At 72.4% G+C, this 24779-nt stretch carries 16 protein-coding genes and 3 pseudogenes; 16 read left to right on the top strand and 3 right to left on the bottom strand.

The features are described from left to right. Positions 1 to 140 precede the first annotated feature (140 nt). From SCAB_RS11985 to SCAB_RS11950, 7 genes are all read left to right on the top strand, one after another. A complete protein-coding gene (locus SCAB_RS11985; RefSeq protein WP_162934779.1) occupies positions 141 to 437 on the top strand; it encodes a YlxR family protein in 297 nt (98 codons plus the stop codon). 148 nt (positions 438 to 585) lie between these two features. Then, the gene (gene infB, locus SCAB_RS44740; RefSeq protein ID WP_013000330.1) at positions 586 to 3702 is read left to right on the top strand and encodes a translation initiation factor IF-2; all 3117 of its coding nucleotides are present in this window, start codon (positions 586 to 588) and stop codon (positions 3700 to 3702) included. Positions 3703 to 3905: 203 nt separating this feature from the next. After that, a complete protein-coding gene (locus SCAB_RS11970) occupies positions 3906 to 4199 on the top strand; it encodes a DUF503 domain-containing protein (RefSeq protein WP_013000329.1) in 294 nt (97 codons plus the stop codon). A gap of 66 nt (positions 4200 to 4265) precedes the next feature. Continuing rightward, complete coding sequence (rbfA, locus tag SCAB_RS11965; RefSeq protein ID WP_013000328.1) at positions 4266 to 4721, top strand: 30S ribosome-binding factor RbfA; 456 nt, start codon at positions 4266 to 4268, stop codon at positions 4719 to 4721. Continuing rightward, positions 4718 to 5632, top strand: coding sequence for a tRNA pseudouridine(55) synthase TruB (gene truB, locus SCAB_RS11960; protein ID WP_013000327.1), 915 nt, complete (start codon positions 4718 to 4720; stop codon positions 5630 to 5632). The genes rbfA and truB overlap by 4 nt, the downstream gene beginning before the upstream one ends. A 260-nt stretch (positions 5633 to 5892) precedes the next feature. Then, on the top strand, positions 5893 to 9639 hold the full coding sequence (locus SCAB_RS11955; RefSeq protein ID WP_013000326.1) for a trypsin-like peptidase domain-containing protein: 3747 nt from the start codon (positions 5893 to 5895) through the stop codon (positions 9637 to 9639). Between the two features lie 156 nt (positions 9640 to 9795). Beyond that, a complete protein-coding gene (locus SCAB_RS11950; protein ID WP_013000325.1) occupies positions 9796 to 10749 on the top strand; it encodes a bifunctional riboflavin kinase/FAD synthetase in 954 nt (317 codons plus the stop codon). A gap of 116 nt (positions 10750 to 10865) precedes the next feature. On the opposite strand, the gene SCAB_RS44735 is transcribed toward SCAB_RS11950, so the two are convergent. Both SCAB_RS44735 and SCAB_RS11940 read right to left on the bottom strand, forming a co-directional pair. Continuing rightward, positions 10866 to 14498: an SCO5717 family growth-regulating ATPase gene (locus SCAB_RS44735; RefSeq protein ID WP_086022855.1), complete on the bottom strand. Its 3633-nt coding sequence runs from the start codon at positions 14496 to 14498 to the stop codon at positions 10866 to 10868. A 457-nt stretch (positions 14499 to 14955) separates the two neighbouring features. Then, on the bottom strand, positions 14956 to 15249 hold the full coding sequence (locus SCAB_RS11940) for a DUF397 domain-containing protein (RefSeq protein WP_013000322.1): 294 nt from the start codon (positions 15247 to 15249) through the stop codon (positions 14956 to 14958). A 398-nt stretch (positions 15250 to 15647) separates the two neighbouring features. On the opposite strand from SCAB_RS11940, the gene rpsO reads away from it, so the two are divergent. The 5 genes from rpsO (at position 15648) to SCAB_RS11915 (ending at position 21195) form a co-directional block, all read left to right on the top strand. Then, complete coding sequence (rpsO, locus tag SCAB_RS11935; protein ID WP_005479656.1) at positions 15648 to 15935, top strand: 30S ribosomal protein S15; 288 nt, start codon at positions 15648 to 15650, stop codon at positions 15933 to 15935. 415 nt (positions 15936 to 16350) lie between these two features. Further along, entirely contained in the window at positions 16351 to 18570 is a 2220-nt protein-coding gene (locus SCAB_RS11930) for a polyribonucleotide nucleotidyltransferase (protein WP_037728277.1), read from the top strand. Further along, positions 18567 to 19946 (top strand): M16 family metallopeptidase, encoded by a 1380-nt coding sequence (locus SCAB_RS11925; RefSeq protein ID WP_013000320.1) that lies wholly within the window; start codon positions 18567 to 18569, stop codon positions 19944 to 19946. Before SCAB_RS11930 ends, SCAB_RS11925 begins: the two co-directional genes overlap by 4 nt. A 23-nt stretch (positions 19947 to 19969) precedes the next feature. Continuing rightward, positions 19970 to 20722 (top strand): 4-hydroxy-tetrahydrodipicolinate reductase, encoded by a 753-nt coding sequence (dapB, locus tag SCAB_RS11920; RefSeq protein WP_013000319.1) that lies wholly within the window; start codon positions 19970 to 19972, stop codon positions 20720 to 20722. Between the two features lie 17 nt (positions 20723 to 20739). After that, entirely contained in the window at positions 20740 to 21195 is a 456-nt protein-coding gene (locus tag SCAB_RS11915) for a tetratricopeptide repeat protein (RefSeq protein ID WP_013000318.1), read from the top strand. A 76-nt stretch (positions 21196 to 21271) separates the two neighbouring features. On the opposite strand, the gene SCAB_RS11910 is transcribed toward SCAB_RS11915, so the two are convergent. Next, positions 21272 to 21829 carry a hypothetical protein gene (locus tag SCAB_RS11910; protein WP_013000317.1) on the bottom strand — a complete coding sequence of 186 codons (558 nt, stop codon included), beginning with the start codon at positions 21827 to 21829 and terminating at the stop codon, positions 21272 to 21274. A 188-nt stretch (positions 21830 to 22017) separates the two neighbouring features. Between SCAB_RS11910 and SCAB_RS48395 the strand changes: the two are divergent. The 4 genes and pseudogenes from SCAB_RS48395 to dapA form a co-directional block, all read left to right on the top strand. Beyond that, a pseudogene (locus SCAB_RS48395) lies at positions 22018 to 22308 on the top strand (FAD-dependent thymidylate synthase); the annotation flags it as partial. Beyond that, positions 22288 to 23214 (top strand): annotated as a pseudogene (locus SCAB_RS48390) (HNH endonuclease); the annotation flags it as partial. The pseudogenes SCAB_RS48395 and SCAB_RS48390, both read left to right, overlap by 21 nt. Positions 23215 to 23217: 3 nt before the next feature. Then, positions 23218 to 23667, top strand: a pseudogene (gene thyX, locus SCAB_RS48385) (FAD-dependent thymidylate synthase); the annotation flags it as partial. 211 nt (positions 23668 to 23878) lie between these two features. Further along, positions 23879 to 24778 carry a 4-hydroxy-tetrahydrodipicolinate synthase gene (gene dapA / locus SCAB_RS11900; RefSeq protein WP_013000315.1) on the top strand — a complete coding sequence of 300 codons (900 nt, stop codon included), beginning with the start codon at positions 23879 to 23881 and terminating at the stop codon, positions 24776 to 24778. Position 24779: the final 1 nt, after the last annotated feature.

The following is a 24779-nucleotide window of genomic DNA, read 5'->3' as shown; positions in this document are numbered from 1 at the left end:
ACCGGGTGTCCGGGCTCGCCCCGGGAGCCGGGGAACAGATCCAAGCCGCACGTCGCTTGGATCACGTCAGTTATATGCGCGGCAACTGTTCGATTCTTGCCCCAAAGGGGTGAGGTCGGTGCGGGGAGGTAGACTTAACAGTGTCTGGCCGGACGCGTGCCCGCGCATGCCCTGAACGCACCTGTGTGGGGTGCAGGCAGCGAGCGGCCAAGACCGAACTGCTGCGGGTCGTGGCGATCGAGGACGAATGCGTCCCCGATCATCGCGGTACGCTGCCCGGCCGGGGTGCGTACCTGCACCCCGCCCAGGTCTGTCTCGACCTGGCGGTACGCCGCCGGGCGTTCACGAGGGCGCTGCGTGCCCCGGGAGCGCTCGACACAAAGGCGTTGCGCCGATACGTGGAGCAGACGACAGTTGCCGAACAGGCGACACCGTAGGACGCGTCGTACGGAACCCTCCGTACGGCCCTGGTACCCCGCGAGTTGGAAGTAGGTCGAGATTGCGATGAGCACTCGATGAGCACGCGATGAGTACGCCCATGAAGTAGCGACGGTCCGGACGCACCCGGACCTAAAAAGGAGCGAAGTGGCTAAGGTCCGGGTATACGAACTCGCCAAGGAGTTCGGGGTTGAGAGCAAGGTCGTCATGGCCAAGCTCCAAGAGCTCGGTGAATTCGTCCGTTCGGCGTCCTCGACGATCGAGGCGCCCGTTGTACGCAAACTGACTGACGCCCTCCAGCAGGGCAGCGGCGGCGGCAAGCCCGCCCCGCGCAAGGCCGCCCCGGCTCGTCCGGCGGCCCCCTCTCCCGCGCAGGCCGCACGTCCGGCCGCGCCCCGTCCCGGCCCGGCCGCGCCGAAGCCGCCCGCCGCTCCGGCCCCGGGTCCGCGCCCGATGCCCGGCCCCAAGCCGGGGACGCCGAAGCCCGCTCCGGCCTCCCCGGCCCCGAGCGTGCCCGAGTTCCAGGCGCCCCCGTCGGCCCCGGCCGCCTCCTCCGCCCCGACCGCACCGCGTCCGGGCGCCCGTCCCGGCCCGGCCGCGCCGCGTCCCGGCGGTCAGCGTCCCGGTGGTCCCGGTCAGGACCGGCAGGACCGTCCGGACCGCGGCCAGGGTCCGCGTCCCGGTGGTCAGCGTTCCGAGCGTCCCGGTGGCGCCGGCGCGCCCAAGCCGGGCGGTGCCCGTCCGGCCGGTCCGCGTCCGGGCAACAACCCCTTCACCTCCGGCGGCTCCACCGGCATGGGACGCCCGCAGGCGCCCCGTCCGGGCGGCGGCGCACCGCGCCCCGGCGGCCCCGGCGGCGCCCAGGGCGGCGGTCCGCGTCCGCAGGCTCCCGGCCAGGCTCCCCGTCCGCAGGGCGGTCCCGGTGGCGCTCCGCGTCCCCAGGGCGGTCCGGGCGGCGCCCGTCCCACCCCGGGCGGCATGCCCCGTCCGCAGGCGCCCCGTCCCGGCGGCGGCCCCGGCGGCAACCGTCCCAACCCCGGCATGATGCCGCAGCGTCCGGCTGCCGGCCCGCGTCCCGGCGGCGGTGGCCCCGGTGGCCGCGGTCCCGGTGGTGGCGGCGGCCGTCCCGGCGGTCCCGGTGGCGGCGGCGGTCGTCCCGGTGGCGGCGGCTTCGCGGGTCGTCCCGGTGGCGGCGGCGGTGGCTTCGCCGGTCGTCCCGGCGGTCCCGGTGGTGCCGGTGGCGGCGGCGGCTTCGCCGGTCGTCCCGGTGGTCCCGGTGGCGGCGGCGGTCGTCCCGGCTTCGGTGGCCGTCCCGGCGGTCCCGGTGCCCGTGGTGGCACGCAGGGCGCCTTCGGCCGTCCCGGCGGTCCCGCGCGTCGCGGTCGCAAGTCGAAGCGGCAGAGGCGCCAGGAGTACGAGGCCATGCAGGCCCCGTCGGTCGGCGGCGTGATGCTGCCTCGCGGCAACGGACAGTCCGTCCGCCTGTCGCGCGGTGCGTCGCTCACCGACTTCGCCGAGAAGATCGGCGCCAACCCGGCGTCGCTCGTCGGCGTGATGATGAACCTCGGCGAGATGGTCACTGCCACGCAGTCCGTCTCCGACGAGACGCTGAAGCTCCTCGCGGACGAGATGAACTTCATCCTCGAGATCGTCAGCCCGGAGGAGGAGGACCGAGAGCTTCTCGAGTCCTTCGACATCGAGTTCGGCGAGGACGAGGGCGGCGAGGAGCTCCTCGTCGCGCGTCCGCCGGTCGTGACCGTCATGGGTCACGTCGACCACGGTAAGACCCGCCTGCTCGACACCATCCGCAAGACGAACGTCGTCGCGGGCGAGGCCGGCGGTATCACGCAGCACATCGGCGCGTACCAGGTCGCGACCCAGGTCAACGACGAAGAGCGCAGGATCACCTTCATCGACACCCCGGGTCACGAGGCGTTCACCGCCATGCGTGCCCGTGGTGCGAAGTCGACCGACATCGCGATCCTCGTGGTGGCGGCCAACGACGGTGTGATGCCCCAGACGATCGAGGCGCTGAACCACGCCAAGGCGGCCGACGTGCCGATCGTGGTCGCGGTCAACAAGATCGACGTCGAGGGTGCCGACCCGACCAAGGTGCGCGGTCAGCTCACCGAGTTCGGTCTGGTGGCCGAGGAGTACGGCGGCGACACGATGTTCGTCGACATCTCCGCCAAGCAGGGTCTGAACATCGACGCCCTGCTGGAGGCCGTGGTCCTGACCGCGGACGCCTCGCTCGACCTGCGGGCCAACCCCCAGCAGGACGCGCAGGGCATCGCGATCGAGTCCCACCTCGACCGCGGCCGCGGTGCGGTCTCGACCGTCCTGGTCCAGCGCGGCACGCTGCGCATCGGCGACACGATGGTGGTCGGCGACGCGTACGGCCGTGTCCGGGCGATGCTCGACGACAACGGCAACAACGTCGAGGAAGCGGGTCCGTCGACCCCCGTCCTGGTCCTGGGTCTCACCAACGTCCCGGGTGCCGGCGACAACTTCCTGGTCGTCGACGAGGACCGCACGGCCCGTCAGATCGCCGAGAAGCGCGCGGCGCGTGAGCGCAACGCCAACTTCGCCCGGCGTGGAGTCCGGTTCTCCCTGGAGAACCTGGACGAGGCCCTCAAGGCCGGTCTGGTGCAGGAACTCAACCTCATCATCAAGGGCGACGCGTCCGGTTCGGTGGAGGCCCTCGAGTCCTCGCTGCTCCAGCTCGACGTCGGCGAAGAGGTCGACATCCGCGTCCTGCACCGCGGCGTGGGTGCGGTCACCGAGTCGGACATCGACCTGGCGACCGGCTCCGACGCGATCGTCATCGGCTTCAACGTCCGCGCCGCGGGCCGCGCGGCGCAGATGGCGGAGCGCGAGGGCGTCGACGTCCGGTACTACTCGGTGATCTACCAGGCCATCGAGGAGATCGAGGCGGCCCTCAAGGGCATGCTCAAGCCGGAGTACGAGGAGGTCGAGCTCGGCACGGCGGAGATCCGCGAGGTCTTCAAGTCGTCCAAGCTGGGCAACATCGCCGGTGTCCTGGTCCGCTCGGGCGAGGTCAAGCGAAACACGAAGGCTCGACTCGTCCGCGACGGCAAGGTCATCGCGGAGAACCTCACCATCTCCGGTCTGCGTCGCTTCAAGGACGATGTCACCGAGCTCCGCGAAGGGTTCGAGGGCGGTATCAACCTCGGCAACTTCAACGACATCAAGATCGACGACGTCATCGCGACGTACGAGATGCGCGAGAAGCCGCGTTCGTAACCAGCGGTGGTCCATGCCGGCCGGGGGTGATCCGTTCACCCCCGGCCGGTGTGGCCGTTCCCGGGGGCTTCGCCCCGGGCCCTCTGGGCCCCGGCGAACAATCCCGTCGAGGGTGTCCGCCTTTCGATGTACGGTTCTGATGTTCCTGCCCGACACAGGGGCAGGTCGTCTATCCCGTACCGGCGGGTGAACCGGACACACACATGTACGTGGGGACTCTGTCCTTCGATCTCCTGCTCGGCGACGTACGGTCGCTGAAGGAGAAGCGCTCCGTCGTCCGTCCGATCGTGGCCGAGCTGCACCGCAAGTTCGCGGTGAGCGTGGCGGAGGTCGACCATATGGATCTGCACCGCCGGGCCGTGATCGGGCTGGCGGTGGTGTCGGGTGACACGGGGCACCTGACCGACGTACTGGACCGGTGCGAGCGGCTGGTCGCGGGGCGCCCCGAGGTCGAACTGCTCTCGGTCAGACGGCGGTTGCACGGTGACGACGACTGAACCGTCGCGCTCGCACAGACAAATCGACAACCAGCAGCAACGCAGAACGAGCTAGGAGACGGACCAGTGGCCGACAACGCGCGTGCCAAGAGGCTGGCGGACCTCATCCGAGAGGTGGTGGCCCAGAAGCTGCTGCGCGGGATCAAGGACCCGCGGCTCGGCTCCCACGTCACCATCACGGACACCCGGGTGACCGGGGACCTGCGGGAGGCGACCGTCTTCTACACGGTGTACGGGGACGACGAGGAGCGGGCGGCGGCCGCCGCGGGGCTGGAGAGCGCCAAGGGCATCCTCCGCTCCGAGGTCGGGCGGGCCGCTCAGGTGAAGTTCACACCGACCCTCACCTTCGTGGCCGACGCCCTCCCGGACACCGCCAAGACCATCGACGACCTCCTCGACAAGGCGCGGGCCTCGGACGCCCAGGTGCGCGAGAGCGCGTCGGGCGCCAAGTACGCCGGTGAGGCCGACCCGTACCGCAAGCCGGACGAGGACGACGCCGACGAGGACGACGCCACCGCATGACCCAGCAGCGCCAGAAGAACACCACGCCCGACGGCCTTGTCATCGTCGACAAGCCGTCGGGCTTCACTTCGCACGACGTCGTCGCGAAGATGCGCGGCATCGCCCGGACCCGCCGGGTCGGGCACGCGGGGACGCTCGACCCGATGGCCACCGGAGTGCTCGTCCTGGGGGTGGAGAAGGCGACCAAGCTGCTCGGTCACCTCGCGCTCACCGAGAAGGAGTACCTCGGGACCGTCCGGCTCGGGCAGACCACGCTCACCGACGACGCCGAGGGCGAGATCACGGCGTCGGTCGACGCGTCGAAGGTCACCCGGGACGCGGTCGACGCCGGTGTGGCCGAACTGACCGGCCGGATCATGCAGGTGCCGTCCAAGGTCAGCGCCATCAAGATCGACGGCGTGCGGTCGTACAAGCGGGCCCGGGACGGCGAGGACTTCGAGATTCCCGCCCGGCCCGTCACCATCTCCTCCTTCGCCGTGTACGACGTCCGTGAGGCCGTCGCCGAGGACGGCACCCCCGTCCTCGACCTGGTGGTGTCGGTGGTGTGCTCCTCCGGCACGTACATCCGCGCCCTCGCCCGCGACCTGGGCGCCGGACTCGGCGTCGGCGGCCACCTCACCGCGCTGCGCCGGACCCGTGTGGGGCCGTACAAGCTGGACTCCGCGCGGACCCTGGACCAGCTCCAGCAGGAGCTGACCGTGATGCCGGTGGCCGAGGCCGCCGACGCCGCGTTCCCCCGCTGGGACGTGGACGACAAGCGGGCGCGCCTGCTGTTGAACGGGGTGCGCCTGGAGATGCCCGAGGAGTACGCCGAGCGCGGGGCCGTCGCCGTCTTCGACCCCGCCGGCCGCTTCCTTGCCCTGGTGGAGAGCCAGAAGGGCAAGGCCAGGAGCCTGGCCGTCTTCGGCTGAGCCCGCCTCCCCAGGGGGCGGGCGAACTGCCGGCGAACCGTGGAGCGGCGGTCACGGGGACTGCCGTTCCCGCCGCTCCACGGTCCCCCCTCGGTTCCCCCACCCAGAGGTGTATCCATCCGCCCGGTGCTATTCACCCCTTCGTGCAGGCGCTCGGAGTGAACCGAGGGAGCGGAAGGGGGCGCGTTCGCCGCGCGATCTGTTCCGCTGATCTTCACGTGCCTACCGTCGGAACACAGGTACGACGGGGAGGTCAGGACATGGCGGTACGGGGCCGTCGGGCGACCGACGACGGCCGCCGGGCGGCGCGGGACGAAGTCCTCGTGCGGGTCGGCGATCTGGCGGGACGACCGCGCGGCACGGGCTTCGTGGCCGATCACCACGGCACGGTCGTCACCAGTCATGAGGCGGTGGACGGACTGGCCCGCATCGTGGTGCGCGCCACCGGCGACCGTGTCTGCGTGGTGAGTTCCGACGCGGTGACCGCGCTGCCCGCCCTCGATCTCGCGCTCATCCGCACCGAGGGGCTGTGCGTGGACCCGCTGCCCTTCGCCCTGCGGGACGAGGTCGCGACGGGCGCGTACGTCCGCATCGCGGCCGGTGGCTGGCGCGAGGCGCGGGTGCTGGGCACGGCGGACGTCACGTACACGGCGACCGACGGTTTCCATCTGCTGCGCGGCGCCCTGGAGCTGGCGATCGGCACGGCCGGCAGCGAGGCGCTGCGGCTGGGCGGGGGCGCCGCCGGCGGACCGGTCCTCGACGCGGCCACCGGCACGGTGGTGGGCGTGCTCGGCACGGCACTGGAGGCGGCACACCGGACCACCGGCTTCGCGGTGCCCCTGCGCGACTGGCGCTCCGAGAGGCCCCTGGCCGAACTGCTCGCACGCAACGCGGCGACCGTGGCCGCGTACGGCACCGATCTGAACCTGGCCGGGGTGCTGGAGCTGACGGCCACCACGGTGGGGTCGGACGGGCCCGGAGCAAGTGCCGGGGCCGTCGCGGCCGCCGGTGCCGAACCCGTCGAACGCGCCGATGTCGTAAGGGAGTTCACCGCCTTCGTCGACGGCCCGGCCACGGTCCTCGGCCTCGTCGGCGCCCCCGGCAGCGGCCGTACGACCGAGCTGGCCGCGCTCGCCGCCCGGCGCGTCCGGGGGCCCGAGCCCGCGCCCACGCTCTGGCTCCGCGGCGCCGATCTCCTCTCCGAGGACGACTCCGTGGCGGACGCGGCACGCCGCTCGCTGGAACGGGCGGGACGGATCGTGGCGGCATCGGCCTCGGCGACGGCGTCGGCTGCGAGGCCGGACGGGGCCGGGGCTCGGGCGCCGTCGGGGACGCCCGGGACGGCGGATGCCCCAGCGGCCCCGGACCGCCCGTCCGACGAGGCGGAGCGCCCTCCCTCCGGCCGGTACGGCGGTGAGCTGGGGGACATCCGGCCCGAGCGGCTCGCCCGGCTCGCCGCGGAGCGCGGGCGGCCCCTGCTGCTGCTCCTCGACGGACCCGAGGAGATGCCGCCGGCACTCGCGCACCGACTGGCCGAGTGGACCGCCGGGACGGCCCGGTGGCTGCGGGAGAACGGGGCCCGGCTCGTGGTGGCCTGCCGTGCCGAGTACTGGGAGCGGGCCGGGGCGCACTTCCCCGCGGAGCTGCTGCACGGCGAGCTGTCCGGCGCCCAGGGGCCCCCGCTGCCCGCCTGCGTACGGCTGGGCGACCTGACGGAGGGCGAGGCCCGGCGGGCCCGGCTCCGGTACGGGCTCCCCGAGGACGCGCCGGCCGGGCCCGACGCCCGGCATCCGCTCACCCTGCGGCTCCTGGCCGAGGTGCGGGCGGCGCTGCCGGACACCCCGGCCGGGCGGCCCGGCGAGGATGGCGCCTCCGCCGGACCGCCCGGCCGGGACGAGGTGCTGGGTGCCCACCTGGATCTGATGTGTCTGCGCGTCGCCGTGCGGCTCGCGGCGGCGAACGGTGTCCGGGGGACGGCCGTGCGGCGGCTCGCGGCACAGGTCGCCGGGCAGGTGCACGAGGCGGCCCGACGGTGCCTCGGCCCCGGACAGGGAGAGCTGGACCGGACGGCGTTCGAGGCGCTGTTCCCCTGGGGGCCGGTGCCGGGCGGTCGGCTCGGCGGCACCACCGGCTGGGCCTCCGCCGTGCTCACCGAGGGGCTGCTCGTCCCGGCGGGTGAGGGCTACCGTTTCGCCCACGAGGAGCTGGCCGACTGGATCCAGGGCGCCCACCTGGACCTCGACGCGGCCCTGCACGCGCTGGTGCACCGGGGCTGGACCGCACAGGACGAGGCCCGGCGCGGCTGGGGCACTATGCCGTCCCAGGCCCAGGTCCGCCGCCATGCCCGCCGGGCCACCCGCGACCTGCCCGTGCCCCGCCACCGCGTGGGCCCCGTCGTGCACGCCCTCCTCCTTCTCGGCCGCCAGCAGGGCCCCACCGAACTCGCCGGGCGCCTGGAGGAGTTGCTCGACGCCCTGGACGCTCTGCTGCCGCCGGGTTCCGCCGCCCCCGACGACCCCACCTGGTGGGCCGCCCGCCTCCTGTCCCAGGTGCTGCTCCGGGTGCCCGACGCGACACCCCACACCCGGGTGCTGCGTTTCCTCACCGAGCGCATCGGGGCCTGGCGTGCCCAGGGCCGTGGCGTACCGGGGGAGTTCGGGCCCGACTTCTGGGCGGAGCTGCCGCTGCCCGAGGCGGAACGGTTCGACCTGCTGCGCCGCCTGGTCGTCGCCGACCCGGCCACCGGTGAGGGACCCCGCTATCTCGACGTGGTCTCCCGGCTCCTCGCGGCCCGCCCCGCCGCCGTACAGCCGCTGCTCACCCGCTGGTTCCTCGAGGACACCCCCCTGGTCGCGACCCCTGACGCCACCGTGGCGACGGCCGCGCAGGCGCTGCTCCACACCCATCGGCGGTGCGCCCTGGACGACCTGACCGAGGCGCTGGTCGACAGCGCGCACCGGCGCGGCGACGAACTGCTCGCCGTGCTGTCCGAGGAGGAGCCCTCGGCGGTCTGCCGGGCCGTCGACCGATGGGCGCACGACGACCGCCCGGCCCGCCGGGTCGCCGGGCTCACGTACGGGCTGCGGACCGCCGCGCACGTGAGCACCGAGGCCGACCGCGGACTGCTCCGCCACGCGGCCCTCGCCCTGCTGGGCCGTCCCGCCGACGTCACCCTGCACAGCGGCGCCCTCGCCCTGCTCGTACGGGATCCGCTGACCAGGCCGCGGTATCTGCCGCAGGCGCTGGAGCGCTTCGCCGCCGGGGACCCGCATCTGCCCGCGAGCGCCCTGGCCGGCGCGCTCACCACCCACCCGGACCCGGTGCTCGACGCCTTCCGCACCCGGCTGCGGACTCCGGGCGCCGAGGGCTCGGACGGCGAGGCCCTGCGCACCCTCGCCGAGGTCACGACGCCCGGGCTCGCGCGCCGCGTCACCGTCCTGGTGCGTGAGGTCGTCGCGCTGCGCCCGGAGGTCGCCGGACACGTGGCCGCGTACGTCGACCGCAGGCTGGAGCACGGTCCGGGCACCCGCGCCGTACTGTTCCCGCTGGTGAGCGGTCTGATCGTCGAGGGGCCCGTGCAGGTCCGCGCGGCCCTCGCGGCGGTCGTCGCCGACCCGGGAACCCCTGCCTCCGGCCCGTTGCGGCGTGAACTGCTCGACCTGGTGACGGCGACCGAGCGGGACCCGTCCGTCCTCGACGCCCTCCTGCGGGCGGCCGCCTCGCGCGGTGTGACCACGGATGCGCGGGGCACGAGGCCGGCCGGGGACGTCGCGGCCACGCGCTCGCTGGTCCACCAGGTGGGGATGCTGCTCGTCCGCACGCCGGAAGGGGCCACCCGGTTCGACTGGGCGCTCGTCGACCTGGCCCGTCATGTGCCGGGTTTCGCGGGGCTCGTGGCCGGCTGGCTCAACGGCACACCCCAGGAGTGGGCGGCGGTGGTCGGGCCGAGCACCCGGCGGATGATCGAGAACCTGGCGGGGGTACGGGGAGTGCGGGTGCCCGCGTGAACCGGTCCTTCCCTGTGTGGTCCCGGTCACGGCTTCCGGTGCTCCGGGTCACAGCCAGGATGCCGATGCGGGGCGAGGGCACCGGGCATGGCACCCTTAGACCTGCGTAAGGGATAGGCGTCAATACGGACACGGGTTCGACGAGGAGCGGTCACAGTGCAGCGCTGGCGTGGCTTGGAGGACATCCCCGAGGACTGGGGGCGCAGCGTCGTCACCATCGGTTCCTACGACGGGGTGCACCGTGGGCACCAGCTGATCCTTCGGCACGCCGTGGAACGAGCCCGGGAACGGGGCGTTCCCGCCGTCGCCGTGACCTTCGACCCGCACCCCAGCGAGGTCGTGCGCCCCGGCTCCCACCCTCCGTTGCTCGCCCCGCACCACCGCCGTGCCGAACTCATGGCCGACCTGGGTGTGGACGCCGTGCTGGTCCTGCCGTTCACGTCCGAGTTCTCGCGGCTGTCCCCGGCCGACTTCGTCGTCAAGGTCCTGGTCGACAAGCTGCACGCCAAGGCCGTCGTCGAGGGCCCCAACTTCCGCTTCGGCCACAAGGCCGCCGGAGACGTGGCGTACCTGGTCGAGCTGGGCAAGACGTACGACTTCGAGGTCGAGGTCGTCGACCTGTTCGTCACCGGCGAGGCGGGCGGCGGACAGCCGTTCTCCTCGACCCTGACCCGCAAGCTGGTCACCGAGGGCGACGTGGAGGGCGCGCGCGAGATCCTCGGCCGCCCCCACCGTGTCGAGGGCGTCGTCGTACGCGGGGCGCAGCGCGGTCGCGAACTGGGCTTCCCCACGGCCAACGTGGAGACGCTCCCGCACACCGCGATCCCGGCCGACGGCGTCTACGCCGGCTGGCTGCACGTCGACGGCGAGGCCATGCCCGCCGCGATCTCCGTCGGCACGAACCCGCAGTTCGACGGCACCGAGCGCACGGTCGAGGCGTACGCCATCGACCGCGTCGGACTCGACCTCTACGGCCTCCACGCCGCCGTCGACTTCCTCTCCTTCGTGCGCGGCCAGGCGAAGTTCGACTCGCTGGACGCGCTGCTCGTGGCGATGGGCGAGGACGTGAAGCGGTGCCGGGAGCTGATCGGTTCGTACCGGCCGGAATAGCCGGACCTGCCGGCCGGGCCTGAGCCTGAGCCGGCAGCCGAGAGGGCCCGTACCGTTCGTGGATCGCGAACGGTACGGGCCCTCTGGCTTGTTCGGCTGCTGCGTCTGCCCTGCCCCTACTGCGGCGGAGCAGGCGGGTAGGGCTGGCCCTGCTGCGGGTGCTGCGGGTGCTGCGGGTGCTGCGGGTGCTGCGGTTGTTGGGGCGGGTACGGGTGGCCGTAGGGCTGCGGGGCCTGGCCCGGGGCCGGCTGACCCGGGTAGGGCTGACCGGGGTACGGCTGGCCCTGCTGCTGCGGGTACGGCTGCTGACCGGGGATCTGCTGACCGGGCAGCGGCGGCGCCACCACCGGCGGCGGGTTGCCGTCCGAGGTCCACAGGCCGTGCGACTGCTGGTGCCTGGCGATGTCCTCGGCGACCATCGCGGCGAGGGTGAAGTACGCCTCCCGCACCTTCGGCCGCATCATGTCGAGGTCCAACTCGGCACCGGCCGACAGGTGTTCGTCGAAGGGCACGACCACCACACCGCGGCAGCGCGTCTCGAAGTGGGAGACGATGTCGTCCACCTTGATCATCTTCCCGGTCTCGCGCACCCCCGAGATGACCGTCAGGGAACGCGCCACCAGATCCTGGTAGCCGTGCGCGGACAGCCAGTCCAGTGTCGTACTGGCACTGCTCGCCCCGTCCACGGACGGCGTCGAGATGATGATGAGCTGGTCCGCGAGGTCGAGCACCCCGCGCATGGCGCTGTAGAGCAGTCCGGTACCGGAGTCGGTGAGGATGATCGGGTACTGCTTGCCGAGGATGTCGATCGCGCGGCGGTAGTCCTCGTCGTTGAACGTCGTGGACACGGCGGGGTCGACGTCGTTGGCGATGATCTCCAGCCCCGAGGCCGCCTGCGAGGTGAACCGCCGGATGTCCATGTACGAGTTGAGGTACGGGATCGCCTGGACGAGGTCACGGATGGTGGCCCCGGTCTCGCGCCGCACACGACGGCCGAGCGTTCCGGCATCCGGGTTGGCGTCGATCGCGAGGATCTTGTCCTGCCGCTCGGTGGCGAGCGTCGAGCCGAGGGCCGTGGTGGTGGTCGTCTTGCCGACGCCGCCCTTGAGGCTGATGACCGCGATGCGGTAGCAGGACAGCACCGGCGTCCTGATCAGCTCCAGCTTCCGCTGCCGCTCGGCCTCCTCCTTCTTGCCCCCCAGCCTGAACCGCCCGCCCCCGGACGCGGGGCGGCTGCTCTTCGTCTTCTGCTTCTTGCTGTTCAGCAGCCGGTCGGACGACAGCTCCACCGCGGCCGTGTAACCGAGGGGCGCCACACCGGGGTTGGTGGGCTGCCGCTGATCGTGCTGCACGGGCTGCGGCCAGGACGTGCCCGTACGGGGGTCCACGGGAGCGGACGGGTACCCCGGCGCACCGGGCGGGCCGGGGTGTCCCGGGTGCTCCGGCTGACCGGGCTGACCGGGCTGGGGGAAGCCGTACCCGCTGGGGGGAGTGGGGGCGCCGGGCGGACCCTGGGGGGCCGGGGCCCCGGGCGGGAAGCCGTAGCCGGGCTGAGGCGCGTGCTGTTCGGCCGGCGGCCCCGGCTGCGCCGGCTGCTGGGGGAAGCCGTAGCCGGCCTGCTGCGGGACGGGTGCCTGCGGGGGCACGGGTGCCTGCGGGGGCACGGGTGCCTGCGGGGGTACGGCCGCGCCGGGCTGCGGGAAGCCGTAACCGGGGGCGGGCTGGGCCGGGGGCGGGGTGGGCGCGGGGGCGCCGGGCTGCTGAGCCGAGGGCGCCACCTGCTGGGGGAAGCCGTATCCGGCGTGCTGGGGGACAGGCACACCAGGGGTCTGGGGGAAGCCGTAACCGGCGGGGGCGGGAGGGAGGTTGGGGGCTGGGGAAGCCGGCTGCTGCTGGTCGGGCGCGGGCGCCGGGGCCGACGGCTGGTGGTGGGGGGCGGGCGCCGGGGCCGGGGGCACCGGCGCGGCGGAGGGGTCAGGGGTGCCGGGTGCCGGGGGCGCACCGGGGGTGACCGGTGGACCGAAGGCATGGGGGCCGTCGGGGGGCACGGGTGCGCCGGGCGCGTCCGGAGCGCCGGGCGCGTCCGGAGCGCCGGGCGCCGCGGGGACGCCAGAAGCGCCGGGGGTCGCGGGCGTGCCCGGGGCGACCGGTGCGCCGAAGGCATGGGGGCCCGGCGGCACGGAGGCGCCAGGGGTGCCGGGCTCACCGGAGGCCAAGGGGACCTCGGGGGGAGCGGGCGTACCGGATCCGACAGATGCGCCGGGCCCATCGGCGGCACCGGACGAGGCGGTCACCGGGGCGCCCCAGGCCGCGGGCGGCGCACTTTGCGGTACCTGCGGGGGGAACGGCTGCTGCGGCGGCACGGGCGGCTCGCCCTGCGCTGCCGCGGGCTGAGGGCCGGGAGCCGCGGGCTGCTCCGGTGCCGTCGGCACGACCGGCGGCCACTGTGCTCCCACGCCGGGCGTTGCCGGTGCGGCCGGCTGATACGCGGGCGGCAACGGCGGAAGCGCACCCTGCGGCGCCGGAGGCGTCCAGGAGGGAGGCGTCTGCGCTACGCCACCGGGGGCGCCCGCGGCGACCTCGGGCGCGACCGCCTGCGGCGCGACGGCCCGGGGCTCGACCGGCTGAGGCGCGACCGGCTGAGGCGCGGCGGCCTGGGGCTCGACCGGCTGAGGCGCGGCGGCCCGGGCCCCGGCGCCGTCGCCGGGCTCGACGGGGGCGGCATCGTGCGAACCGGCGTTCTGCGCAGCGAGATCCTGCGGCGCGGCTGCCTGCGGAGCCGCGCCCTGAGCGGGAGCATCCTGCGGGGCGGACCCCGGCGACACGGCACCGTGCTCGACGACAACAGCCGCCTCGGCCCCGCCGGACACGACATCGGGGCGCACGGCACCAGCGGGCTGCTCGCCATCGGCGTCACCGGCATCGGCCGCACCGGTCGCATCGGCCACACTGGCCACACCGGCTTTCTCCCGCACGGCGTCGCCCTCTACGGCGACGGCCTCGGTGGCCCCGGCCTCGCCGGACGCATCGGTGGCGGCCGAACCCTCGACGGGCTGCGCGGCACCGGAGTCACCAGCACCACCGGCGTCACCGGCCGCAACCGCACTCTCCGCAACGGCATCGGCTCCCTCTGCCGCCTCCGCCGCCTCCGCCACCTGCGGCCCCCTCGGCGCGGCCGCGCCCTCGCCGCCACCCGAGGCCACCCCGGCGTCGGCGGACGCGGCACTCTCCGGCTCTCCGGCAGCGGCCTGCGGCGCGTGCAACGGGAAGTCACCGGCACCCTGGACAGAAGCCCCGTCCCCAGCCCCGTCACCGGTCTCACGCTTCATCGCGGCGGCGGAGATCCGCATGGTCGCGCCGCTCTCGATGTCGCCCTCGCTCCCGTCCTCGACGTCAGCCGCAGCCGCAGCCGCGGGCGCCGACGGAGGCCGAGGAGGCGGATACGAGCCGGGCACGCCGGACATGTCGAGAGGAGCGCCGACGGGCGGCGCGAACGGCAGCCCGGGCGGCGGCGTCACGGAGCCGGCGGCCGGAGGAACGCTCCCCGCGGCGCCGCCAGGACCGGCATCCGTGTCCGTGTCGGCGCTCGGCACCCACCCGGCTCCCGAGGTGGCGTTCTGCGTGTACCAGGCAGGCGGCGCGTAGTCGATGGTGAACTCGCCCGTCATCTCGATGGCGGACTCCGCGTCGGGCTGGTCATCGTCGGGTGTGGCCCAGCCCCCGCGCGTCCCGTCCCGATCGCTGCTCACAGTTCCTCCTGGTGTGGTCGAGCACCCTCATGGCGTGCTGGGGCGACCGTTGCTGTCGTCCGATGTCGCCGGGCCGATCCCCCTCGGGCCCCGGGCCAAGTCACACAGCCCGTACCACCCGCGTGCGGGCGACTCGCGACGTGCTGCACCCCAGCCTAATCATCACCACCCCGGGCCCGGCAGGCCCGTCTCTCCCGACCGGCGCCGACGAAGCGCCCAACCAGCCTGAAAAGGAGGAAACTTGGGCATGCCTCCCAGAATGGATCTTCGACGTCGGCCTCCCCACGCCCCGTCTGCCCCGCGCCCGGCCTCCTCACGCCGGCCGTCCCGTCGACGACCGAGGGCGCCCGGCCCACGAAGCGCGAGGGGCAGGCAACCGCCCCCGGCTGCCTGCCCCTCGCACCGCCGCCGTGGCGCCGCGCCCGCTACGCGCCCGGCCCGCTACACGCCTGACCCTCTATGCGCCCGGCCCGCGGCCCCCCGGAGCCGGCTCCAGATCGAACTCGCCGTCGCGCGCCCCCAGCACGAAGGCCCGCCATTCCCCCTCCGTGTACCGCAGCACCGTGTCGTGGTCGAGCGAGGACCTCATGGCGACGGCGCCCCCGGGGAGGTAGGCGATCTCGACCCGCTCCTCCTGATCCTCGGTCCCCGGCGCGCTGTGCCACTCGACGCCGGAGATGTCGAGGGCGTACAGCTCGTCCTTCTCCCGCTCCTTGCGCGCCTTGAGTTCCTTGTCCTCGGCCTCGGCCATCGCGGCTGGGTCCCTTCGTCCGTGCCGACGGGCTTCGTCGTGTCGACGAGCGTCGTGTCAACCAGCTGTCAGGTCACCCTACTTGTCCTTGTTCGCCCTGGTCAGGGGTTTGCCGATGTCCGCACACCGCCGTGCCGGCCCGCGCGCTGCCCGGCCGCCGGACGATGTCCGCCCGCCCCTTCGGGATGAAGGTTTCTCCTCCTGCGGGGATACGCCCGACAGGGCCGGGTCGGGCGTATCCCCGCAGGCTGGTACTCTGTCCCGTGGCCGTTTGTGTGCGCACCCCCGGATTCCGGAGGTAGCCCCCAGCGGACCCCGCCACCCGAGTCACAGAAGTCCCCCTGAGACGCAGACCAGGGGCACTCGGTGGCATCAACGAGACTCATGAGGAGTATCGCGTGTCGCTCGACGCCGCTACGAAGAAGCAGATCATCACCGAGTTCGGTACCAAGGAGGGCGACACCGGCTCCCCCGAGGTCCAGGTCGCGATGCTCTCCCGCCGCATCTCGGACCTGACCGAGCACCTCAAGACCCACAAGCACGACCACCACTCCCGTCGTGGTCTGCTGATCCTGGTCGGTCAGCGTCGCCGCCTGCTGCAGTACCTCGCCAAGAAGGACATCCAGCGCTTCCGTGCGCTGGTCGACCGCCTTGGCATCCGTCGCGGTGCGGCGGGCGCCAAGTAGGACGCGGTGAGGGGAGCGGTTCCCGGGAGATCGGGGGACCGCTCCCTTTGCTGTACGCACCCGCACGGCCGCGCACCGGAACGCCGGCCGCCCCCGGGAGGGGGCGCGCGGCCCCGACGCACGCGGGACGTACGGGTGGAAACGTGCGGAGTGTCACCACCCCTTTGTAGTGTGGTAGCACAACGCACGAGGCACGACATGGCGTGAGGCGCCCGGAGGGCACCGCACGCACACGTACGAGGAGAAGCGCACCTCGCCGCCGCCGGTCCTCGGTAGTGGCCCCCGGGGGATTGCGAACCCCGTGGGCTTCGATCGAAGACCGGCCCGCACCAGACGGAGCGCTTCTCCGCCACCGTCCCCCTGCCACACGGGCAGGCCCAGGGACGAAAGACGAAAAGTATCGGAGAATTTGCTAGTGGAGAACGAGACCCACTACGCCGAGGCCGTCATCGACAACGGCTCCTTCGGCACCCGCACCATCCGTTTCGAGACGGGCCGTCTGGCCCGCCAGGCCGCCGGTTCCGCCGTGGCCTACCTGGACGACGACACCATGGTGCTGTCGGCCACCACAGCTTCCAAGAACCCCAAGGACCAGCTCGACTTCTTCCCCCTCACGGTGGACGTCGAGGAGCGGATGTACGCCGCCGGCAAGATCCCCGGCAGCTTCTTCCGCCGTGAGGGCCGTCCCTCCGAGGACGCCATCCTCACCTGCCGCCTGATCGACCGCCCGCTGCGCCCCTCCTTCAAGAAGGGCCTGCGCAACGAGATCCAGGTCGTCGCCACGATCATGGCGCTCAACCCCGACCACCTGTACGACGTCGTCGCGATCAACGCCGCGTCCGCGTCCACCCAGCTGGCCGGCCTGCCCTTCTCCGGTCCGATCGGCGGCGTCCGCGTCGCGCTGATCAACAACCAGTGGGTGGCCTTCCCGACGCACACCGAGCTGGAGGACGCCGTCTTCGACATGGTCGTCGCCGGCCGTGTGCTGGAGGACGGCGACGTCGCGATCATGATGGTCGAGGCCGAGGCCACCGAGAAGACGATCCAGCTGGTCCAGGGCGGCGCCGAGGCGCCGACCGAGGAGGTCGTCGCCGCCGGTCTGGACGCCGCGAAGCCCTTCATCAAGGTCCTCTGCAAGGCCCAGGCCGACCTCGCGTCGAAGGCCGCCAAGCCGACCGGCGAGTTCCCGGTCTTCCTCGACTACCAGGACGACGTCCTGGAGGCGCTCAGCGCCGCCGTCAAGGACGAGCTGACGCAGGCGCTCACCATCGCGGGCAAGCAGGACCGCGAGGCCGAGCTGGACCGCGTCAAGGGCCTCGCCGCCGAGAAGCTGCTCCCGCAGTTCGAGGGCCGCGAGAAGGAGATCAGCGCCGCGTACCGCTCGCTGACCAAGTCCCTCGTGCGTGAGCGCGTCATCAAGGACAAGGTCCGCATCGACGGCCGTGGCGTCACGGACATCCGTACGCTCGCCGCCGAGGTCGAGGCCATCCCGCGCGTGCACGGCTCGGCGCTGTTCGAGCGTGGCGAGACCCAGATCCTGGGCGTCACCACCCTCAACATGCTCCGGATGGAGCAGCAGCTGGACACCCTCTCCCCGGTGACCCGCAAGCGCTACATGCACAACTACAACTTCCCGCCGTACTCCGTCGGCGAGACCGGCCGCGTCGGCTCCCCCAAGCGCCGCGAGATCGGCCACGGCGCGCTCGCCGAGCGCGCGATCGTGCCGGTCCTGCCGACGCGCGAGGAGTTCCCCTACGCGATCCGCCAGGTGTCCGAGGCCCTCGGCTCCAACGGCTCGACGTCCATGGGCTCGGTCTGCGCCTCCACCATGTCGCTGCTGAACGCCGGTGTGCCGCTCAAGGCCCCCGTCGCCGGTATCGCCATGGGCCTGATCTCGCAGGAGATCAACGGCGAGACGCACTACGTCGCCCTCACCGACATCCTCGGTGCGGAGGACGCCTTCGGCGACATGGACTTCAAGGTCGCCGGCACCAAGGAGTTCGTCACCGCCCTCCAGCTCGACACCAAGCTGGACGGCATTCCCGCCTCCGTCCTGGCCGCCGCCCTCAAGCAGGCCCGTGACGCCCGCCTCCACATCCTCGACGTGATGATGGAAGCGATCGACACGCCGGACGAGATGTCCCCCAACGCCCCGCGGATCATCACCGTCAAGATCCCCGTGGACAAGATCGGTGAGGTCATCGGCCCCAAGGGCAAGATGATCAACCAGATCCAGGAGGACACCGGCGCCGAGATCACGATCGAGGACGACGGCACCATCTACATCGGTGCCCAGCAGGGCTCGCAGGCCGAGGCCGCCCGCGCCACGATCAACGGCATCGCCAACCCGACCATGCCGGAGGTCGGCGAGCGCTACCTGGGCACCGTCGTGAAGACGACGACCTTCGGCGCGTTCGTGTCGCTGCTCCCGGGCAAGGACGGTCTGCTGCACATCTCGCAGATCCGCAAGCTCGCCGGCGGCAAGCGCGTGGAGAACGTCGAGGACGTCGTCGGCGTGGGCTCCAAGGTCCAGGTCGAGATCGCCGAGATCGACTCCCGCGGGAAGCTCTCCCTCATCCCCGTGATCGAGGGCGAGGACGGTTCCGAGGACAAGAAGGACGACGGCGACAAGTGACGTCCCGTAGCTCCAGGACGACGGCCCGCACCTCCACGGAGGCGCGGGCCGTCGCCCGTACCCAAACCCTGGTCAAGGGCAGAGACGGCATCGGCACGGTCCGCAAGACCACCCTCCCGGGCGGGCTGCGCATCGTCACCGAGACCCTGCCGTCCGTGCGCTCCGCCACCTTCGGCATCTGGGCGCACGTAGGCTCCCGCGACGAGACTCCCGCGCTCAACGGTGCCACCCACTACCTGGAGCACCTGCTCTTCAAGGGCACCGGACGCCGCAGCGCGCTCGACATCTCCTCCGCGATCGACGCGGTCGGCGGCGAGATGAACGCGTTCACGGCGAAGGAGTACACGTGCTACTACGCGCGCGTGCTCGACACCGACCTGCCGCTCGCCATCGACACGGTCTGCGACATGCTCACCGGCTCCCTCATCCGTGAGGAGGACGTCGACGTCGAGCGCGGCGCCATCCTCGAAGAGATCGCGATGACCGAGGACGACCCGGGCGACTGCGTGCACGACCTGTTCGCGCACACCATGTTCGGCGACACCCCGCTCGGCCGGCCGGTCCTCGGCACGGTCGACACCGTCAACGCGCTCACCGCCGACCGCATCCGCCGCTTCTACCGGAAGCACTACGACCCGACCCACCTCGTGGTCGCCTGCGCGGGCAACGTCGACCACAACAAGGTCGTACGCCAGGTCCGCGCGGCCTTCGAGAGCGCCGGCGCCCTCACCCGCGCCGACGCCACCCCGATCGCCCCGCGCGACGGCCGCCGTGCCCTGCGCACGGCCGGCCGGGTCGAGCTGGTCGGCCGCAGGACCGAGCAGGCCCACGTCGTGCTCGGCATGCCCGGCCTCGCCCGCACCGACGAGCGCCGCTGGGCCCTCGGTGTGCTCAACACCGCGCTCGGCGGCGGCATGTCCTCCCGCCTCTTCCAGGAGGTCCGCGAGAAGCGCGGCCTCGCCTACAGCGTGTACTCGTACACCTCCGGCTTCGCCGACTGCGGCCTGTTCGGCGTGTACGCCGGCTGCCGTCCGTCCCAGGTGCACGACGTGCTGAAGATCTGCCGCGACGAACTCGACCAGGTAGCCGAGCACGGACTGCCGGACGACGAGATCGAGCGCGCCATCGGCCAGCTCCGCGGCTCCACGGTCCTCGGTCTGGAGGACACCGGCGCGATCATGAACCGCATCGGCAAGAGCGAGCTGTGCTGGGGCGAGCAGATGTCCGTCGACGAGATGCTGGCCCGTATGGCGGCGGTGACCCCGGACGAGGTCCGTGAGGTGGCCCGCGAGGTCCTGGGCCGACGGCCCTCCCTGTCGGTGATAGGCCCGCTCAAGGACAAACAGGCGTCCCGTCTCCACGAAGCCGTCGCCTGACACCCCAGTTAAGGAACCAAGCAATGAGCAAGCTGCGCGTGGCGGTCATCGGTGCCCGGGGCCGTATCGGCTCCGAGGCCGTACGGGCCGTCGAGGCCGCCGAGGACATGGAGCTGGTCGCCGCCCTGAGCCGGGGCGACCAGCTGGAGACCCTGGCCGGGAGCGGCGCCCAGGTCGCCGTGGAACTGACCACCCCCGCCTCGGTCATGGACAACCTGGAGTACTGCGTCGGCCACGGCATCCACGCCGTCGTCGGCACCACGGGCTGGACCGACGAGCGCCTCGCGCAGCTGAACGGCTGGCTGGCGAAGTCCCCGGAGACGGGCGTCCTCATCGCGCCCAACTTCTCCATCGGGGCCGTCCTGAACATGAAGTTCGCGCAGATCGCCGCGCCGTACTTCGAGTCGGTGGAGGTCGTCGAACTGCACCACCCGAAGAAGGTCGACGCCCCCTCGGGCACCGCCACACGCACGGCCCAGCTCATCGCCGAGGCACGGCGCGCGGCAGGCACGGCCCAGGCCCCGGACGCCACGGAGACGGCTCTGGACGGTGCGCGCGGCGCGGACGTCGACGGGGTCCCCGTCCACTCCGTCCGTCTGCGCGGTCTGCTGGCCCACCAGGAGGTCCTCCTCGGCGGCGAGGGCGAGACCCTCACCATCCGCCACGACTCCCTCCACCACAGCAGCTTCATGCCGGGCATCCTGCTCGGGGCCCGACGGGTGGTGACGACCCCGGGTCTCACCTTCGGCCTCGAACACTTCCTCGACCTGGGCTGATCGGGCCGGGAGACGTCATGCGCGCGAAGCTCACCTACGCCGTCACGGCAGCCGTCCTGGTCGTCTACTTCGTCCTCGTCGGCAGCCGCGGGATCCTGCTCATAGAGACCGGCACACCGATCACGATCGCCTTCGGTGTCGCCGTGCTCGTGCTGCCCGCGATCGGCCTCTGGTTCCTCTGGAAGAACACCCAGTTCGTCCGCAGGGCCAACCAGCTCGCCGCCGAACTCGACGCCGAAGGGGGCCTCCCCGTCGACGAGTTGAAGCGGACCCCGAGCGGACGCATCGACCGCGACTCGGCCGACGAGGTCTTCGAGCGGCGCAAGGAGGAGACCGAGGACGCCCCCGACGACTGGCGCACCTGGTTCCGCCTCGCCGTCGCCTACCACGACGCCCGCGACACCCCCCGGGCCCGCAAGGCCATGCAACGCGCGATCGCCCTGCACGACGGCAGACCGGCACCGACCGCCTGACCTCCCGCCGCCGGCACACGCGTACGAGCGAGGGGCCGGTCCGCACCCGCGGACCGACCCCTCGCTCGTGTGTTCGCTACGCGGCGCGCCGGTGCTCCGCCGCCCACGCCTCGATCTTGTCGGCCGCCCGGTCGAAGGCTTCCGTACGCGCCAGGAAATCGGCGTTGTGCGTGGTCATCAGCGGTGTCACGTACTCCTGCACCCGGTCCGTGCGGACGAGGAGCAGCGCCTGCCCCTGCACGGACCGCGGCAGCCCGAGCCACCGCACCGGCTGCTGCACGGTGCGCACCGAGACGCCGGGCTCCCAGGACGCCGTACGCGTGCGGAAGAACCCCACCTGGCGCACTCCCCGCGCACTCACCCAGATGCCGACCCGCAGCAGCCGCAGGGCGCAGGCGATGACCAGCAGGGCCGCCCCGAAGCAGATCGCGCCGGCCCGCGGTGTCCCGGCAGCCGTGATGATGACCGCCGCCACCAGCACGTACGAGGTGAGCAGCAGCAGGAGCGCGGCCGCGCCGACCCGCCAGGGGCCGGGCCGGTAGGGGCGCCGCCAGCGGTCGCGGTCCTCGAACGGCAGCGCTTCGTCCACCGCCTGGTCGAAGGCGCGGTCGGCGGTCAGGAAGGGCAGGGGCACGGCTGGTCCTCACTCGATCCACGCACAGCTTTCGCCGGGTGAGGCTACCGAGCCGGGCCCCCGCCCACCACTTCCGGGGGGCCAACAGGGGCACAAGGGGCGCAACTCGGGGCATCCGGCATCTCATCGGCGTCGGCCCGTAGAGTGGGCGCCGCCCGAGAGCAGCCATGGGAAGGACCCTCCGCACCGTGTCAGAAACCCCCGCCGACGATCTCAAGCCCAGCTTCCGCAGTGATGTCACCGTCGACCTGGTGAAGCACAGCGCGGCCGACTCGGACGTGCTGTGGGCCGCCCGGGTCTCCACCGCCGGCGAACAGTCCCTGGAGGAGCTGCAGAAGGACCCCGAGCGCTCCAAGGGCCTCATCAACTACCTGATGCGGGACCGGCACGGCAGCCCCTTCGAGCACAACTCGATGACCTTCTTCATCAGCGCCCCCATCTTCGTCTTCCGCGAGTTCATGCGGCACCGGGTGGGATGGTGCATCGCCGGGGACACAGAGATCACGCTGGAGAGCGAAGCCGGCCATCTCAGGCGGCGCTCCATCGCAGAGCTCTACAAGCTCTGGCACCTCGGAGTCGAGGACCGTCTCCCGCATTCCGCCGGCGGAGTGACCTGGCACAGCCGGGCCGGTAAATGGATGGCGCAGGTCCGGCGCGGTGAGCAGAACCACTATCTCGGCCTGTACGAGAGTCGTGAGGCCGCCGAGTCCGCCGTGGCGGAATTCCGGGAACTGCACCCCAGCACTCGTATCCGCAAGCTCGAATCGGTCCGTCGCAACCATGTGCGCTGCTACGACGAGGAGACGCTGCTGGCCCAGCGAGCCAGGATCGTCGACGTCATCGAGTCCGGGGTGAAGCCGCTCATCAGGATCACCACGGAGTCCGGGAAGACGCTTCGCTGCACGGTCGATCACGCGGTGCTCACGCCCGAGGGCTGGAGCAAGGCCGGGGAGTTGGCCGTCGGCGACGCGGTCATGGCGGCGGGAACCGTCCCCCGCCCGTCGGAGGCACTGGTCCCGCCGAGCCTGCGTCGCGGCATCGGCGTGTGGACCTCCATGCAGCGAGAGCGGCTGATCAAGGAGGTCGACGCCTGCCACCTCTGTGGCCAGGACTACCCCCGGGCGGAACTCGCCCTGGACCACGTGGTTCCGGTGGCGGGCGACCTGACCCAGGCCCTCGACGAGAAGAACCTCGCCCCCGCGTGTGAACCGTGCCATGCGATCAAGAGTGCGGGAGAGCAGGCCCTGGCCCGTCGCGGCGGGAAGTTCGCCGAAGCCGTTCCGGACCGGATCGTCGTCGTCGAACAGGACGGCGAGGAGATGACGTACGACCTCTCCGTGGAAGGCCCCTGGCACAACTTCCTCGCCAACGGGATCGTCGTCCACAATTCGTACAACGAGGAGTCCGGCCGCTACCGGGAACTCCAGCCCCACTTCTACGTCCCCGACGAGGCCCGCAAGCTCGTCCAGGAGGGCCGGCCCGGCAAGTACGTGTTCGTGGAGGGCACCCAGGCGCAGCAGGAGCTGGTCGGGCGGGTCATGGAGGACTCGTACGTCCACGCCTACGAGGCGTACCAGGAGATGCTCGCCGCCGGAGTGGCCCGGGAGGTCGCGCGCGCGGTGCTGCCGGTGGGTCTCTTCTCCTCGATGTACGCCACCTGCAACGCCCGCTCGCTGATGCACTTCCTCGGCCTGCGCACCCAGCACGAGCTCGCGAAGGTGCCGTCCTTCCCCCAGCGGGAGATCGAGATGGTCGGTGAGCGCATGGAGGCGGAGTGGGCGAAGCTCATGCCGCTCACGCACGCGGCCTTCAACGCGAACGGTCGTGTCGCGCCCTAGCGGACCGTCGACTTTCGGCCAGGCACAGATGTACGGGTCAGCCGAGCGAAGTGTCCGTATTGCGGCATTTCGAGAAGTTCATCTAGCCTGATCAAACGGACCCGGCACTGCTTGAACCCCCGAGCAGGCAGTGCCGGGCTCCGCATTTGTCCTGACTTTTCCCGCCCCCCGGGGGCAGACCGTGCCCTGAGCAGCGAGTAGCGTGTTACCCATGGCTCCGACCTCGACTCCGCAGACCCCCTTCGGGCGGGTCCTCACCGCCATGGTCACGCCCTTCACGGCGGACGGCGCACTCGACCTCGACGGCGCGCAGCGGCTCGCCACCCACCTGGTGGACGCAGGCAACGACGGCCTGGTCATCAACGGCACCACCGGCGAGTCCCCCACCACCGGTGACGCGGAGAAATCGGACCTGGTACGAGCCGTCCTCGAAGCCGTCGGTGACCGTGCCCACGTCATCGCCGGCGTCGGCACGAACGACACCCGCCACAGCATGGAACTGGCCCGCGCCGCGGAGAAGACCGGCGCGCACGGCCTCCTCGTGGTCACGCCGTACTACAACAAGCCCCCCCAGGAGGGCCTGTACCGCCACTTCAAGGCGATCGCCGACACCTCCGCGCTGCCGGTGATGCTGTACGACATCCCGGGCCGCAGCGGCGTCCCGATCGACACCGAGACGATCGTCCGGCTCGCCGAGCACCCCCGCATCGTCGCCAACAAGGACGCCAAGGGCGACCTCGGCCGCGCCAGCTGGGCCATCGCCCGTTCCGGCCTCGCCTGGTACTCCGGCGACGACATGCTGAACCTCCCGCTCCTCTCGGTCGGCGCGGTCGGCTTCGTCTCGGTCGTCGGCCACGTCGTCACCCCCGAGCTGCGCGCCCTCGTCGACGCGTACGTCTCCGGTGACGTCCAGAAGGCCACCGAGATCCACCAGAAGCTGCTCCCCGTCTTCACCGGCATGTTCCGCACCCAGGGCGTGATGACCACCAAGGCGGCGCTCGCCCTCCAGGGCCTGCCCGCCGGACCACTGCGCGCCCCCATGGTCGAGCTCTCGCCCGAGGAGACGGCCCAGCTCAAGCTCGATCTCGGCGCCGGCGGGGTACAGCTCTAAC

Source organism: Streptomyces scabiei 87.22, assembly GCF_000091305.1.
Taxonomy (GTDB): Bacteria; Actinomycetota; Actinomycetes; order Streptomycetales; family Streptomycetaceae; genus Streptomyces; species Streptomyces scabiei.
This window is presented reverse-complemented; position numbering and strand designations above follow the sequence as displayed.